Origin of the sequence: Dactylosporangium sp. CA-233914 (genome assembly GCF_050942935.1) — a bacterium.
Lineage (GTDB): Bacteria > Actinomycetota > Actinomycetes > Mycobacteriales > Micromonosporaceae > Dactylosporangium.
Map to the genome: position 1 here is coordinate 3,772,897 of NZ_CP192030.1, position 13,995 is coordinate 3,786,891.

At 70.0% G+C, this 13,995-nt stretch carries 12 protein-coding genes; 9 read left to right on the forward strand and 3 right to left on the reverse strand.

What is annotated here, in order from left to right; genetic code table 11:
• The first annotated feature begins 216 nt into the window (after positions 1–216).
• Positions 217–729, forward strand: a complete 513-nt coding sequence (locus tag ACQPY0_RS17330; RefSeq protein WP_432989968.1) for a helix-turn-helix domain-containing protein — start codon at positions 217–219, stop codon at positions 727–729.
• 12 nt (positions 730–741) lie between these two features.
• Here the strand turns inward: ACQPY0_RS17330 and ACQPY0_RS17335 are convergent, their stop codons facing one another.
• On the reverse strand, positions 742–1,992 hold the full coding sequence (locus ACQPY0_RS17335; protein WP_432989970.1) for a cytochrome P450: 1,251 nt from the start codon (positions 1,990–1,992) through the stop codon (positions 742–744).
• Between the two features lie 239 nt (positions 1,993–2,231).
• Between ACQPY0_RS17335 and ACQPY0_RS17340 the strand changes: the two genes are divergently transcribed.
• The 4 genes from ACQPY0_RS17340 to ACQPY0_RS17355 all read left to right on the forward strand — a co-directional run bounded on the left by ACQPY0_RS17340 (position 2,232) and on the right by ACQPY0_RS17355 (position 7,731).
• Positions 2,232–4,265 (forward strand): acetate--CoA ligase family protein, encoded by a 2,034-nt coding sequence (locus tag ACQPY0_RS17340; protein WP_432989972.1) that lies wholly within the window; start codon positions 2,232–2,234, stop codon positions 4,263–4,265.
• Between the two features lie 71 nt (positions 4,266–4,336).
• Positions 4,337–5,500, forward strand: a complete 1,164-nt coding sequence (locus ACQPY0_RS17345) for an FAS1-like dehydratase domain-containing protein (protein WP_432989974.1) — start codon at positions 4,337–4,339, stop codon at positions 5,498–5,500.
• A 28-nt stretch (positions 5,501–5,528) separates the two neighbouring features.
• Positions 5,529–6,566 (forward strand): zinc-dependent alcohol dehydrogenase, encoded by a 1,038-nt coding sequence (locus ACQPY0_RS17350; protein ID WP_432989976.1) that lies wholly within the window; start codon positions 5,529–5,531, stop codon positions 6,564–6,566.
• A gap of 43 nt (positions 6,567–6,609) precedes the next feature.
• Positions 6,610–7,731 carry a hypothetical protein gene (locus ACQPY0_RS17355; protein ID WP_432989979.1) on the forward strand — a complete coding sequence of 374 codons (1,122 nt, stop codon included), beginning with the start codon at positions 6,610–6,612 and terminating at the stop codon, positions 7,729–7,731.
• Positions 7,732–7,769: 38 nt separating this feature from the next.
• On the opposite strand, the gene ACQPY0_RS17360 is transcribed toward ACQPY0_RS17355, so the two are convergent.
• The gene (locus tag ACQPY0_RS17360) at positions 7,770–7,967 is read right to left on the reverse strand and encodes a ferredoxin (RefSeq protein WP_432989981.1); all 198 of its coding nucleotides are present in this window, start codon (positions 7,965–7,967) and stop codon (positions 7,770–7,772) included.
• Positions 7,968–8,216: 249 nt separating this feature from the next.
• Between ACQPY0_RS17360 and ACQPY0_RS17365 the strand changes: the two genes are divergently transcribed.
• A complete protein-coding gene (locus ACQPY0_RS17365; RefSeq protein ID WP_432989984.1) occupies positions 8,217–9,431 on the forward strand; it encodes a CaiB/BaiF CoA transferase family protein in 1,215 nt (404 codons plus the stop codon).
• 2 nt (positions 9,432–9,433) lie between these two features.
• Positions 9,434–10,642: a CaiB/BaiF CoA transferase family protein gene (locus ACQPY0_RS17370; protein ID WP_432995280.1), complete on the forward strand. Its 1,209-nt coding sequence runs from the start codon at positions 9,434–9,436 to the stop codon at positions 10,640–10,642.
• 3 nt (positions 10,643–10,645) lie between these two features.
• Here ACQPY0_RS17370 and ACQPY0_RS17375 read toward each other — a convergent pair whose 3' ends face one another.
• Entirely contained in the window at positions 10,646–11,284 is a 639-nt protein-coding gene (locus tag ACQPY0_RS17375; protein ID WP_432989986.1) for a PaaI family thioesterase, read from the reverse strand.
• Positions 11,285–11,388: 104 nt separating this feature from the next.
• On the opposite strand from ACQPY0_RS17375, the gene ACQPY0_RS17380 reads away from it, so the two are divergent.
• A complete protein-coding gene (locus ACQPY0_RS17380; RefSeq protein ID WP_432989988.1) occupies positions 11,389–12,417 on the forward strand; it encodes a hydroxymethylglutaryl-CoA lyase in 1,029 nt (342 codons plus the stop codon).
• Positions 12,414–13,994: a carboxyl transferase domain-containing protein gene (locus tag ACQPY0_RS17385; protein WP_432989991.1), complete on the forward strand. Its 1,581-nt coding sequence runs from the start codon at positions 12,414–12,416 to the stop codon at positions 13,992–13,994. The genes ACQPY0_RS17380 and ACQPY0_RS17385 overlap by 4 nt, the downstream gene beginning before the upstream one ends.
• Position 13,995: the final 1 nt, after the last annotated feature.

Genomic DNA, 13,995 nt, shown 5'->3' on the forward strand with positions numbered 1-13,995 from the left:
GTCGGGATGCAGTAGCAGTGGTGACTCACTCCCGAAATGCAACTGGTGAACTGACAGTGTAGATTTGGCGGTCGAGCGAGGTCGGCCAGGGCATGCTGCGGATACACCTGGCCGCGAATGCCGCACAATCACCCGAGGAGGCCGGAGCTGGACGCCAATGACCTGGGCGAGATGATCCGCACCCGGCGGATGGCCCAGAAGCTGAGTCTGGCGCAGGTGGCCGAGGTCGCCGGTGTGTCGACGAGCTTTGTCAGCCAGGTCGAGCGGGGCGTGGCCAATCCGACGCTGTCGACCTTGAAGTCGCTGCTCGAGGCGGTCGGATCGAGCGTGGGATCGCTGCTGGAGGACGAGGCAGCGGACGGCACCGCGGAGGTGGTCCGCGTCGACAACGACATCGCCGTGTTGCGGGCCGGCCAGCGTCGCCGCATCGTCTATCCCGGCTCGTCGATCGCCAACGAGCTGCTGTCACCGAGCCTGCAACGCAAGATGGAGATCATCTGGGTCGAGGCCGCGCCCGGCGCCAGCAGCGGCGGGCACCCGCACATGCATGAGGGCGAGGAGTGCGGCGTCGTGATCTCGGGCGAGATGAACTTCAAGGTCGGCGACACCGAGTGCGTGCTCGGCCCGAGGGACTCGATCTACTTCTCCAGCCACATCCCGCACCAGTGGGAAAATCGTGGCTCCGAGCCGCTCGTCGCGATCTGGATCATCACGCCGCCCACGTTCTGATCGGCCTGGGCCTCAGCCGCCGGTGCCGGTGTGGGTTGCCCGGTGGATGACCAGCGGAAGCGCCTTCGGTCCGCGCGTGTTGCCGCCGGTCCATTCGACGACGGCGCCCGGCGCGAGCGCGAAGTCGGGAATCCGGCGCAGCCATTCGGTCAGCGAAACCCGCAACTCCATGTGGGCCAGGTGCGCGCCGAGGCATCGGTGAATTCCGACGCCGAAGGCGAGATGCCGGTTGCGCGGCCGGTCGGCGATGAATTCGCCGGGCCGGTCGCAGACGTCCGGGTCGTGGTTGGCGGCGGCCCAGGGCAGCACGATCCGGTCGCCGGGGCAGACGCGGGTCTCGCCGATCGATGCGGGCGCGGTGACGATCCGGCCGATCGTGACCGGTGCGTAGAGGCGCAGGAACTCGTCGACGGCTGCGGGGACGGACCCCGGGTCGGCCGCGATCGCGGCGCGGTGCTCCTGGTGTGTTGCGAGATGCCACAGGATCGATCCGAGGGCACTCCACGTCGTGTCGATGCCGGCGATCAGCATGAGGAACGACATGCCGACGATCCGCTCGTGGCTGAGTGTGGGATCGTCCGGCTGCCGGGCCAGTAGGTGGCCGATCACGCCGTCACTCCCGGCCAGGCTCCCGCTGCGGACGAGGTCGGTGAGGTAGTCGCGGATGGCGCGGACCGCCTCGGCGCGAACCTTGTGGTCCTCGGCGCCGTCCTTGAGCATGCGCACCGTCCAGGTGTGGAAGCGCGCCTGGTCTTGCGGTGGCAGGCCGAGCATGCGGGACGTGACCACGACCGGGATGTCGCGGGCGTACTCGCCGGCGCCGTCGATCAGGGTGCGCTCCCCGAAGCCGGCGATGAGTTCGGCCGCGGTGTCGCGGGTGAGCTGTTCGTAGCGGGCCACCGCGGGCTTGGTGAACAGCGGCATGAGCAGCCGGCGATCCGCCGCGTGGGCGGGCGGATCCGAGGTCACCGGCGGCAGGCTGAGCTCACGCCCGGGCTCGGGAACCGGGCCGGTGACCTCGCCGGCGCGGGAGGAGAACGTCGCGGGGTCCAGAGCCACGGCGGTGATGTCCTGGTGGCGTGAGAGCAGGTATCCGCCGCCGCGGCGTTCGGTGTGTGCCACCGGGCATTGTCCGCGCATCCCGTCCCACACCGCGGCCGGGTTCTCGAGGTACGCCGGGTCGTAGAGGTCGTAGTCGCGCGCCCAAGCGGTCGGCAGGGATTTGACCGGCGCATGGCGGGTCGATCGTGTCGGCTCCGTCATGGCGGTCCGTCCTTCGGCAGGGGTGGTGTCAGGGACGTGAACTGTGGGTTCAGACTCGCAGTGGGGCCGGGTACTGTCAAGGACCGGCCGGACCCGTTCACGCCACCAGTATTGGCGCCATCTGCCGTACCGGGTCGCCAGTGCTGCTTGTACTGACAATACAATCGCTGATACTGTCGCTGCACGTCGGTGGCGCGAGAGGTGCACCGACGTGACGGCTGAGAGGTGGCACTGACACCATGAGGTTGCTCGGATCGGATCTCGTCGCTGTGCTCGCGCAGCCGCGTTGTGTTGCCGTGGTGGGTGCCTCCGCCGATCCGGACCGGATATCGGGCCGGCCGGTGGAGTACCTGAGACGGTACGGGTTCGGTGGTGGCATCGTTCCGGTGAACGCGCGTCACCGCGTGATCGGCGGGATCCCCGCGGTCGCCCGGCTGAGCGAGGTCGAGCCCGGCAGCGTCGACGCCGCCCTGATCGCCGTTCCGGCCGCCTCGGTTGTCGCCGCGCTGGCCGACGCCGAGCAGATCGGCGTCGAGGTCGCGGTGGTCATCGGCAGCGGTTTCGAGGACCGTGCCTCGCCCGAGCGCAGGGACCTCGAGCGGTTCGTCGCTGACAGCCGGATGCGGGTGGTCGGCCCCAACTGCGTCGGCACCGTCGGCGCCCACCACGCCGCATTCCTGACGTTCTCCTCGGTGCTGCGGGCCGAGCAGCCGCGGCCAGGCCGGGTCGGGCTGGTGACCCAGAGCGGCGCGCTGGGCAACAGCCTGCTGCAGACGTTGATCCGTCGTCACGTCGGTCTGTCGCAGTGGATCAGCTCGGGCGACGAGGTGGACGTCGGCGCCCTGGAACTGACCGTCGGCCTGCTGAGCCAGGACGGCACCGACGCGGTGGGGCTGTTCCTGGAGGGCATCAGCGACCTGGATTGGCTACCGCGCCTGGAGGACGTGCTGCGGGGCGGCGGCAAGCGGCTGTTCGTCCTCAAGGCGGCCAACACCTCGGCCGGGCGGCAGGCCGCCGCCGGCCATACCGGGCGGATCGTCGGATCGGCTGCCGCTTCGCAGGCGATCCTGCGTGAGGTGGGCGCCCGCGAGGTGTCGTCGCTCTCGGCGCTGGCCGATGCGCTGGTGGTGGCGGGCACCTGTCCGACGCTGGTCCGTACGCCGCAGTCGCGAGCGGCATTGGTGTCGATCTCCGGCGCCGCCGGCGTGATCGGGTCGGACCGGGTGGCTCGGCACCGCCAGCTGACGATGGCGCCGATCGGTCCGGCCGCGGCCACGCGGCTCGCCAGCCGCCTCGACGCCCGGCTGCATCCGGCCAATCCCTTGGACGTCCCGTTCATCGACGACACGGCGGCCTTCGCTGGGGCGGTCACCGCCTACGCCGTATCCGACGTCGCGGATGTCGTGCTCGCGGTCGAGTCCGGCCTGGCCCACGACCGGCAGGAGTTGTCGGCCAAGCTCATCTCGGCCCAGCACGAGACGGCGGTGGTGCTCACATCGCTGTCGGAGGACGACCAGATCCCCTCCGACATCGCCGCGACGCTGGCCCTGGCGGGCATCGCGTACCTGCCGACGGTGGAGCGGGCGGTCGACGCGGTGGCAGCGTGTGTCGATGCTGGCCTGCCGCCCGCGCGGCCGGTCGGCGAGCACGACGACGCGAGCCTCGGCCTGGAGTGGGCCGCCACCCGGTTGCCCGCCGATTTCCCGTGGGCGCCCTGGCGGGTGGTCGCGAACGCTGCCGAGCTCGACCTGGCCATGACGGAACTTGGCCTGCCGATCGTGCTCAAGGCGGCGGGTCGTACGATCGCTCACCGCACGGAGTTCGGGGCGGTCCGGATCGTGCGCGACAGCGCCGCCGCCGCGCGCGTCCTCGAGGAATTGCGGGCCATCTGTGACCCCGCCGGTGATGCGGTGCTTGCCCAGCAGTTCGTGCCCGGGGGCTTCGAGGTGCTCGTTTCCGCCGTGCGGGACCGGGAATACGGGCCGGTCGCCTACGTGCGGCCAGGGGGAACGTATGTCGAGTCGATGTCCGGGCAGGCCGTCGTGTGGGGCGGCTGGCCGCGCGCCCAGCGGGACCGGGTACTGCGCGAGAGCAGCATCGGCGCACTCCTCGACGGATACCGTGGCGGCACCGCATACGACCTCGCGGCGTTCGGTGATCTGATCGCGACCGCGCTCGGTGCGGTCGCCGCGGACATCTCATTCGTGGAGATGAATCCGGTGATCATCGGGACATCGGGAGTTCGTGTCGTCGACCTCATCGCGCGCGAATAGCGCGCATCTCACCCGACCAGCTCGGCTGCCGCATAGGCACAGCCGGAACAGAACAGGAGCCATCAGCGGCAATGGACACCGAACTAACGTTTGAGCTTGCCGGCGACATCGACGCGGAGGGCTACGCCTCGATCGAGGCGCTCGACGGTACCCCGATCCGGGTCGAGCAGTGGAACCACGAGGCCAGCTGGGACAGTGTGCGCCACTACGCGCTCGGTCTGGGCGACGACAACCCGCTGTTCTGCGACCCGGCCTACGGCACGGCGACGCCCTACGGCACGCTCATCGCGCCGCCGACGTTTCTGTACACCGCGTTCGACGGTGCGGTCGGCGCCGGCCTGCCGGGTGTGCAGCCGATGTACGCCGGCACGAACTGGCGGTTTCACCGGAGGGTCCGGCGGGGCGACGGGATCCGCGCCTCGGCCACGTTCGGTCCGGTTCGCCGGCTCGCGGGGGAGAACGCGCAGGACATGGCGATCCAGTCCGCGTTGTGCCGCTACGAGGACCAGGACGGCCGGTTGCTGGCCGAAGCCGACGCACGGACATTCCGCGTGCCCCGCCGACGCGCCTCGACCGGACTGGCGTATGCACCGCGGGCGGCCCACCGCTTCACCGACGCCGAACTCGACGCCATCCGCGACGAAGCCGTGTCGGAGTACCGCCGGGGCGCCGGCGTCCTGACCGCGCCCCGGGTCGGCGAGGCGATCCCGCCGGTCGTCAAAGGTCCGATCGGCCGGATCGACATGACGGCGTACTACGCCGGATGCCCGGGCAGCCCAGGCTACAAGTCGGTGGAGATGGCGTGGAAGTACCGCAAGTGGGCATTCACCGACATCGACCGGCTGCCCACCAACTACGACCCGAGCTACTTCGGCGAGCGGGTCCTGCCGAGCATCGGGCACCAGGATCATGACGCGGCGCGGGAACTGGGTATGCCGGGGGCGTACAACAACGGGCCGCAGCGGGTCGGCTGGTTCGCCCACTGCCTGACCAACTGGATGGGCGACAGCGCGTTCCTGTCCCGGCTCGATGTCCGGCTGCGCCGGCCGGAGATCTTCGGTGATGTCGTGCGCATCGGCGGCGTGGTCACCGCGGTCGACGAGGTCGGTGACAGCCCGCGCGTCCACGTCACGCTGTCGGCCGTGAATCAGCTCGGCGAGCGAACCGCCGATGCGCTCGCCGAGATCCTGCTCGACGACTACGGTCGTCTCAGCGGCGGCGAGGCCGCCGCGTGAGGCACTGCCGCATGGGAGGTCCGGCGAGGTGAGAGCGGTCCGCTACCGGCGGGGTACGCAGGGGGTGCGGTGCGAGGACGTGCCGGCCCCCGAGGCGGCCGTGGGTGAGGTGCTGGTCCGAGTGGAGGCGGCCGGGCTGTGCGGCACCGACGTGAGCATCGCCTACGGAGCCGGCGACCGGATGGTGTCGCAGGACGTGCTGACGCTGGGGCATGAGACCGCGGGCACGATCGCCGCGGTGGGCCCCGGAGTCTCGGGCTGGCAGCCGGGCGACCGCGTCGTCGCCTCGCCGATCATCACCTGCGGGCACTGCCGGTATTGCGACCGCGGCGCGAGTGAGAACTGCAACGCGGCGACCGTCTTCGGGCTGGGCCGCGACGGGGCGCTGGCGGAGTACGTCACGGCGCCGGCCGGGGCGCTGGTGCGGCTGCCCTCCGGCGTCCCGGCCGAGATTGGCGCGCTCGTCACCGATGCCGTCGCGACGCCCTACCACGCGCTGCTGGAACGGGCCCGGCTCGTACCGGGGGAGTCGGTGGCGATCTTCGGCGTCGGCGGTCTGGGCCAGCACGCGATCCAGCTCGCGCGCCTGGCCGGGGCCTCGCCGATCATCGCCGTGGACGTGCGCGCCGATCAGCTCGACCTGGCCCGCCGCCTCGGGGCCGATCGGACCGTCGACGCCACCGCGGGCGACGTCGCCGCCGCCGTCCGCCGGGCCAACGGCGGACGCGGGGTCGACGTGGCCGGTGAGTTCATCGGCCGGGCCGCAACCATCGAGGCGGCGTTCGCGTCGCTGACCAAAGGCGGGCGCGCCGTGGTCGTCGGACTTGGCGACGAGCCGATCACCCTGCCACCGTCCGGCTCGTTCGCGATGCGCCAGATGTCGTTGATGGGCTCGGGTGGGTTCAGCAAGAACACCATCGAACGGCTGCTCGAACTTGTCGCATCGGGCCGCCTCGATCTCGGGTCGTCGGTCTCGCACCGCGTCGCCCTCGAGGACGTCGACGCCGCCTTGCGCATGCTCAGGGACAAGAGCGAGCCGGTCCGCCGCGTTGTCGCCCTACCCTGAGACCCCGCGCACCCGAGGACCCGCAGGCAGGAGAAGACAGCACATGGCCGACGAGGACGAACGACACGACCGGCTGATACTCAACGATGCGATCGACGTGGATGCGCTGTACCCGCGCCTGTACTTCGCCTCGGTCGGCTCGCTCACGGAACTGACCGCGCGGCAACTGGTGGACGCCGTCCTCGCCGTCGGCCGCCCGCCGGTTCCCGCCACCCAGATCGGGGCGGCCGAGTGGAGGGGCGGGGCATATCCGGCGGCACAGTTCGTCGTGTCGACGGATCCGCCGGACCGGTTCGACTCGGAACTGTCCATGCGCGAGCCGTTCGAGCTCCAAGTCTGGCCGGACGGGACGTTCGCCGTGGAGATCGAGTTCGTCGGGGCGGATGTGCGCGCCGACCCGCGTGCCGGCGACGCTGTCAGCGCGGTGCTCTCGGAGTGGGCTGGGGCCCGCGGCTGGAAGCTGGCCGGGTTGTACAACGACCGTGGCCGATCCCTGCCCGACGTGTGGAACGCGCGTTTCGTCCGGGACAGTGCGGCTCTGGCGGTGGCCGATGCCGTGGAGTTCGCCCGCCGGGCCGCGCGTGTGGCCGAGACGCACCGCTACAACGGCGAATCCGTCGACCAGCTCGTCACCATGGTGCGGGCGGGCGACGTCGAAGGTTTGGCCGGGACACCGGTCACGGCCGTGTTCCAGCCCCGGCCGGGGCTCGACGTCACCGCCGGCTCGCCATGGCATGCCGTGGTGCTCGACGTCTGCGCGTTCGCCAACGCGGTGCACGGTGGACTGCTCGTCCTGGGGTTGGCCGAGCACCATGGCCGGGTCGCCGGCGTGACCCCGTTCGTCGTCGGTGATTCGGCCGAGCGGATCGTCGAGGCGATCGCGCGGTGCGTCTTTCCGCCGCCGGACGGCCTCGTTGTCGACGCCGTTGCCGTCGGCGGCGGAAGGGGCGTGGTATTCGTCATCGTGCCGCCGCAGGACCGGGTGCTCAAGCCTTTCCTGGTGCACGGGGGCATCATCGACGGGAGCCACCATCAGCAGGGTGTCACGCTGGTCGAGCGCCGCGACGCCACCATCTACTCGGCCGGCATCGCGGCCCTGCACGCGCAGATCGCGGCCGGCGGAGCCTTGTTGCGGGGCGACCGCGCCGACCCACGCCAGTTCTAGGGCACGGTACGACAAAGGCGGCCGACTGGCCGCCTTTGCTATTCGTCGACGATCGCGAGCGCCGCGACCGGGCAGCTCTGGACCGCTTCGTCGATCCGCGTCCGGTCGCTCGGAGGCACGTCGATGCGCAGCAGCGTGACGATGTCGTCATCACCGAGATCGAAGACGTCGGGGGCCTGGACGACGCAGTTGCCGTATCCCTCGCAGAGGCCGCGATCAACCTTCAGTGTCGGCATGTGTCTCCTGTCCACCTCGGCGTTGCGGATGCCGCGACGATATCAGTGCTTGTACTGGTGGTGCAATATCTGCGACCTGAGTGAGGGGTTCCGAGCGGTGCCCATGGCGGTCGATCGCCGGAAAACACCGAGATTAAAGTCGTTGCGAGCGACCGGTGGTGCGTCATTGACTCCGTCGACTGGCTGTGCGAACGTGCACTGTGAGTGTAGAGCCACGCGTTCCGGGTGGCTTCCTGAGGAGGTGGCGGTGTGAGCGCGGTGTCGGCGCGAACCGGCCCGCTGGCCGGCATCCGGGTCCTCGAAATCGGATCTCTGGGGCCTGGGCCGTTCTGCTGCATGATGCTCGCGGACCTGGGTGCCGACGTGATCCGCATCGATCGCGTCACCCCGGGCGTCCACAGCGCTCCGGTCGGTCCGGGCGCGGATCACGCCACCGAACTGCTGAACCGGGGACGGCGATCGGTCGGCCTCGATCTCAAACGTCCGGACGCCGTCGCAGTGGTGCTGGACCTCGTTTCACGCGCGGATGCGTTGGTCGAGGGCTTCCGTCCGGGGGTCGTGGAGCGGCTCGGTATCGGCCCGGAGCCGTGCCTCGAGCGCAACCCGCGACTGATCTATGGCCGCATGACCGGATACGGGCAGGACGGTCCGTCGGCTCGCATGGTCGGACACGACCTGAACTACCTGGCAGCGAGCGGCGTGCTGTCCCTGATCGGGCGGTACGGACAGCCGCCGACGCCGCCGCTCAACCTTGTCGCCGACATCGGCGGCGGCGGGCTCATCCTCGCGTACGGGATCCTGGCGGCCCTGCTGAGCCGCGAGCGCACCGGAGAGGGACAGGTCATCGACGCCGCGATGGTCGACGGTGCCGCGGTGCTCGCGGCACCGTTCTTCGCCTGGGCCGCAACCGGCCAATGGTCCGGGGAGCGCGGCACGAACATGATCGACAGTGGAGCGCCGTACTACGACGCCTACGAGACCGCGGACGGTCGGTGGCTCAGCGTGGCCGCGGTCGAACCGCGGTTCTACCGGACCCTGCTCGACATCCTGGGGCTGGCCGACGAGCCGTTGCCCGACCAGGAGGACCGTGCGGCCTGGCCCGCGCTCAAGCAACGCTTCGCGGCGGTCATCCGCACGCGGACCCGCGACGCCTGGTGCGCGCTGGCCGAAGGCCGCGAGGCGTGCGTCGCGGCGGTTCTCGAAGTGGACGAGGTCGAATCCAACCCGCACCTGGCGTCCCGCGGAACCTTCCTGCGCCACCACGGACTGCTCCAGCCGGCGCCGGCCCCGCGCTTCAGCCGAACCCCGGCGAGACTGTCGTTCCCGCCGCCGGCTCCGGGCGCCGACTCACGCACCGCCCTCCGCGACTGGGGAATCCACGACGGCCGCATCGAGGAATTGGTACGCGACGGAGCGGTCATCGTCGCTGATCGACCTGGACCGACAACAGAAATGGGGACGTGACGATGGAGACGCTGCTCGCCGGCGTGCGGATTCTCGACGTCGCAGCGTTCTCGCCGGTGAAGTTCGGCACGATGGTGCTGGCCGATCTCGGCGCGGACGTCATTCAGATCGACAAGCCTGCCTCAGCTCGGCGCGACCTGGCGCTGCTGGATTCCACCGAACACCCGCGGTGGCTCTGGCACAGCCGCAACAAGCGCAGCGTCGTGCTCGACCTGAAGCAGGCCGCGGGCCGTGAGGTGTTCTACGACCTGGTCGAGACCGCGGACGCCATCATCGAGGGGTTCGCCGTGGGCGTGGCCAAGCGGCTGGGCATCGACTACGAGACGGTGCGTGGCCGCAGACCCGACATCGTCTACGCCAGCGTCTCGGGCTACGGACAGACCGGGTCCAACGCCTCGCTCGGTGGACACGAACAGAACTACCAGGCCATGGGCGGTCTGACCGCAGCCGCGGGCGGCGCCGGCCGGGATCCCGACATCACGCCGCTGCCGGTCAGCGATTCGGTGTCGAGCCTGTATTCGGTGATCGGGGTGCTGGCGGCGCTGCGGCAACGGCAGGCGGCCGGACGCGGAGCCTACCTCGACATCTCCGTCCAGGACTCGGTGCTGTCGCTGTTCGGTTACAACGCGCAGTACCTGTGGCGCACCGGGGTCCGTGATCCCCGGGCGGTGCGCGAGTTCGGAGGGCATCCCGGCGTGGGGGTCTATCGCACCGCCGATGGCCGGTCGGTGCAGGTCAGCGCGGTGGAGCCGTGGGCCTGGGCGGCGCTGTGCCGGGCTGTCGGCCTCGACGATCTGGCTGAGGCGTACGAGGTCACGGCGGCTGAGGCGGCGTCGATCCGTGCCCGCCTGGCGACGGTGTTCGCGACCCGCACCCGGGACGAATGGCACGAGTTGAACCGGGCACGCGATCTCGGGATCTCCCCGGTCCTGGATTTCGCCGAGTTGCTCGACGATCCGCATGTCACAGGACGCGGGATGGTGACCGGGGTCATGCACCCGACGCTCGGTGAGATCGAACAACTGGGTACACCCATCCGCGTGGACGGCCGGATTCCGACGGCGGACTGGATGCCGCAGCCCGGTGACCACACCGACGCGGTGCTGCGCGAGCTCGGTTACGACGAGCAGCGGCGGCGGTGGCTGAGCGCGAGCGGCGCCGTGGGGATGCCCGGTCCGGCCGGGACCGGCGAGGCCGGGCATACCGCCTGAGCGTCAGGGCTGGCCCGGGCGCAGCGCGATGAACAGCCCTTCGGCCGTCGCGAGAACGGTGGCGGCGTCCCGCAGCTCGCCGGTGACCACCAGCTTGCGGCCGTCCCGGCGCGCGGCACGAACCGACACCGTGAGGTCGCGGTCCAAAGGGGTGATCTGACGGAAGCTGACCTCGATGCGGGCCGTGCGAGCGCGATCGTTCCCGGGAGCGTTGGCCAGCTGTCCGAGAAGGTCGTCGAACAGCAGCGAGATCGATCCGCCGTGGGCGGCGCCGTTGCTGCCGAGGTGGAATCGCGTGAACCGGACCCGGCCTTCGATCCACGTCGGCCCCCACGAGTCGACGTGAAACGGTGGCAGCAAGGTTTGTCCGCGGCCGGCGTTGTCGTGGATGCGCGCCGCCACTTGATCGGCCTCGCCGACCTCGAACTCGCGCAGTATCGCCGCGACGTGTTCGAGCATCGATGCGGCATTCGCGGCGGCGGCCGGCGTCGGGCGCGCGGCGGCGGCATGATCCTGCACCAGTCGCAGTGCGTCGGTCAGCCGCACGAACTCGGCCTCGGCGTCGTAGCCGGCGATGCCTTGCCGGCCGAGCCAGATATTCAGTTTGGCAGGGTGCTCAACCCCACCGTCCGGCAACGCCACGTCTGACCGTCCTTCCAGGCGCCCAGCAGTGTGAATAAACTACCAGTGTAGAAGTTGAACCACTAGTGTTGCATTTTCGATCTCGACCAGGCAGGCTCCCCACCATGGACACGGTCGCGAGCGTCCCACCGACAGACACGGAGCCGGCCTGGGCGCCGATTCCGTTCGCCGTCCCCGCTGCCGGACGACCGACGGCGGTCACCCTGTACGAGGTCGGTGCGCGGGATGGGCTGCAGAACGAACCGGTGACGGTCGACACCGCCACCAAGGCCGAGTTCATTCGGCGGCTGGCCGCGGCGGGAGCGCGAACGATCGAGGCGACGAGCTTCGTGCGTCCAGAATGGGTGCCGCAGCTCGCCGATGCCGAGGCGGTGCTCGATCACCTCGCCGCCGGCGACGCCACGCGCGGTGTATCGCTCCCCGTGCTGGTCCCGAACCTACGCGGCTACGAGCGGGCCCGCGACCGTTCCGACATCGACACGATCGCACTGTTCGTGAGCGCCACCGAGAGCTTCTCGGCCAGAAACCTCAACACGAGCATCGCGAAATCCCTCGCGGACGCCGAGACCGTCGCCGCCGCAGCCCTCGCCGACGGCCGCCGCGTCCGCGGATACGTCTCGATGTGCTTCGCCGACCCCTGGGAAGGACCGACACCGATCGAGCAGGTCGTACGAACAGGGCAGCAACTCATCGCCATGGGCTGTTATCAACTGTCGCTCGGCGACACGATCGGTGTCGCCACGCCCGGCCATGTCGTGGCCCTGCTGCAGGCCTTCGCCGCCGCCGGCATCCCCATGTCCCGGCTCGCGGTCCATTTCCACGACACCTACGGTCAGGCGCTGGCCAACGCGGCCACCGCACTCGAGGCCGGCGTGACGACATTCGACGCCTCCGCCGGTGGCCTGGGAGGCTGCCCCTTCGCCCGCAACGCCACCGGAAACCTCGCCACCGAGGACCTCGTATGGATGCTGCACGGCATGGGCATCGATACCGGCCTCGACCTTCCGGCACTCGTGCGTACGTCGCGGTGGATGGCCGGACGCCTCGGCCGCCCCAGCAGTTCCAGGGTGGTCGCCGCCTTCGCGCCGCAACTGCTTGAGGCGATGCCGGCACGACCGGTGAGCGCCCGTTGAACGGCGATGCGCCGGCTTCGCCCGACGCCACGCTGCGCGAGCTGGCGGCCGACCTTCGGCAGCGCCTGGCAACGGTGCGGCAGGGCGGTGATGAGCGCTCGCGAGCGAGGCATGTCGCGCGGGGAAAGCTGTTGCCACGGGAACGGATCGACCGGCTGCTCGACATCGGTTCGCCGTTCCTGGAAATCGCGCCACTGGCGGCCTACGGCATGTACGACGGTGCGGTCCCGTCGGCGGGCCTCGTGACCGGCATCGGCCGGGTTGCCGGCCGCGAGTGTCTCGTGATCGCCAACGACGCCACCGTCAAGGGCGGTACCTATTACCCGATGACGGTGAAGAAGCACCTGCGGGCGCAGGCGGTCGCCGCCGCGAACAGGCTGCCGTGCCTGTATCTGGTCGACTCCGGCGGCGGGTTCCTGCCGCTGCAGGATGAGGTGTTCCCGGACCGGGAGCATTTCGGACGGATCTTCTACAACCAGGCGACCATGTCGGCGGCCGGCATTCCCCAGCTGTCGGCAGTCATGGGGTCGTGCACCGCGGGTGGTGCCTACATCCCGGCGATGTCCGATGAGACGGTGATCGTCCGCGAGCAGGGCACGATCTTCCTCGGCGGACCGCCGCTGGTGAGGGCGGCGACCGGAGAGGTCGTCACCGCCGAAGACCTGGGCGGGGGCGACGTGCATGCCCGTAGGTCGGGTGTGGCCGATCACCTTGCCGCCGACGATACGGACGCGTTGATGACGCTGCGGGGCATCGTCGGGACCATCGAACGTTCGGACGCGCCGTCGCTGCATCCGGCCCCGAGCCAGGACCCGTTCGAAGATCCGGACGGCCTCTACGACGTCGTGCCCGGCGACCTCCGTACCCAGTACGACGTGCGCGAGGTGATTCGACGCATCGTCGACGCCTCCCGCCTCCAGGAGTTCAAACCGCTCTACGGCGACACGCTGGTCTGCGGTTTTGCTCGCATCTGGGGCTACCCGATCGGGATACTGGCCAACAACGGCATCCTGTTCAGCGAGTCCGCCGTCAAGGGCGCGCACTTCATCGAGTTGTGCAACCAGCGCGGCGTACCACTGCTCTTCCTGCAGAACATCGCCGGCTTCATGGTCGGCCGCGAGTACGAGCACCGAGGAATAGCCAAAGATGGCGCGAAACTGGTCACCGCCGTCGCCTGCTCGGTCGTACCGAAGCTGACCGTCGTCATCGGCGGTTCCTTCGGCGCGGGCAACTACGGCATGTGCGGCCGCGCATATGATCCGCGGTTCCTGTGGATGTGGCCGAACGCACGGATCTCCATCATGGGCGGGGACCAGGCCGCCGCGGTGCTGGCCACCCTACGGCGAGAAGGCCTCGAGTCACGGGGCGGCCGATGGCCCGCGGCCGAAGAGGAGCGGTTTCGAGCCGAGGTCCGTGACCAGTATGAGCAACAGGGCTCGCCCTACTACTCGAGCGCACGGCTCTGGGACGACGGCATCATCGACCCGATCGACACCCGGCGGGTCCTGGGTATGGCCCTGTCCGTAGCCGCCAACGCGCCCATGTCCCAGCCGTCCTACGGCGTGTTCCGGATGTGAC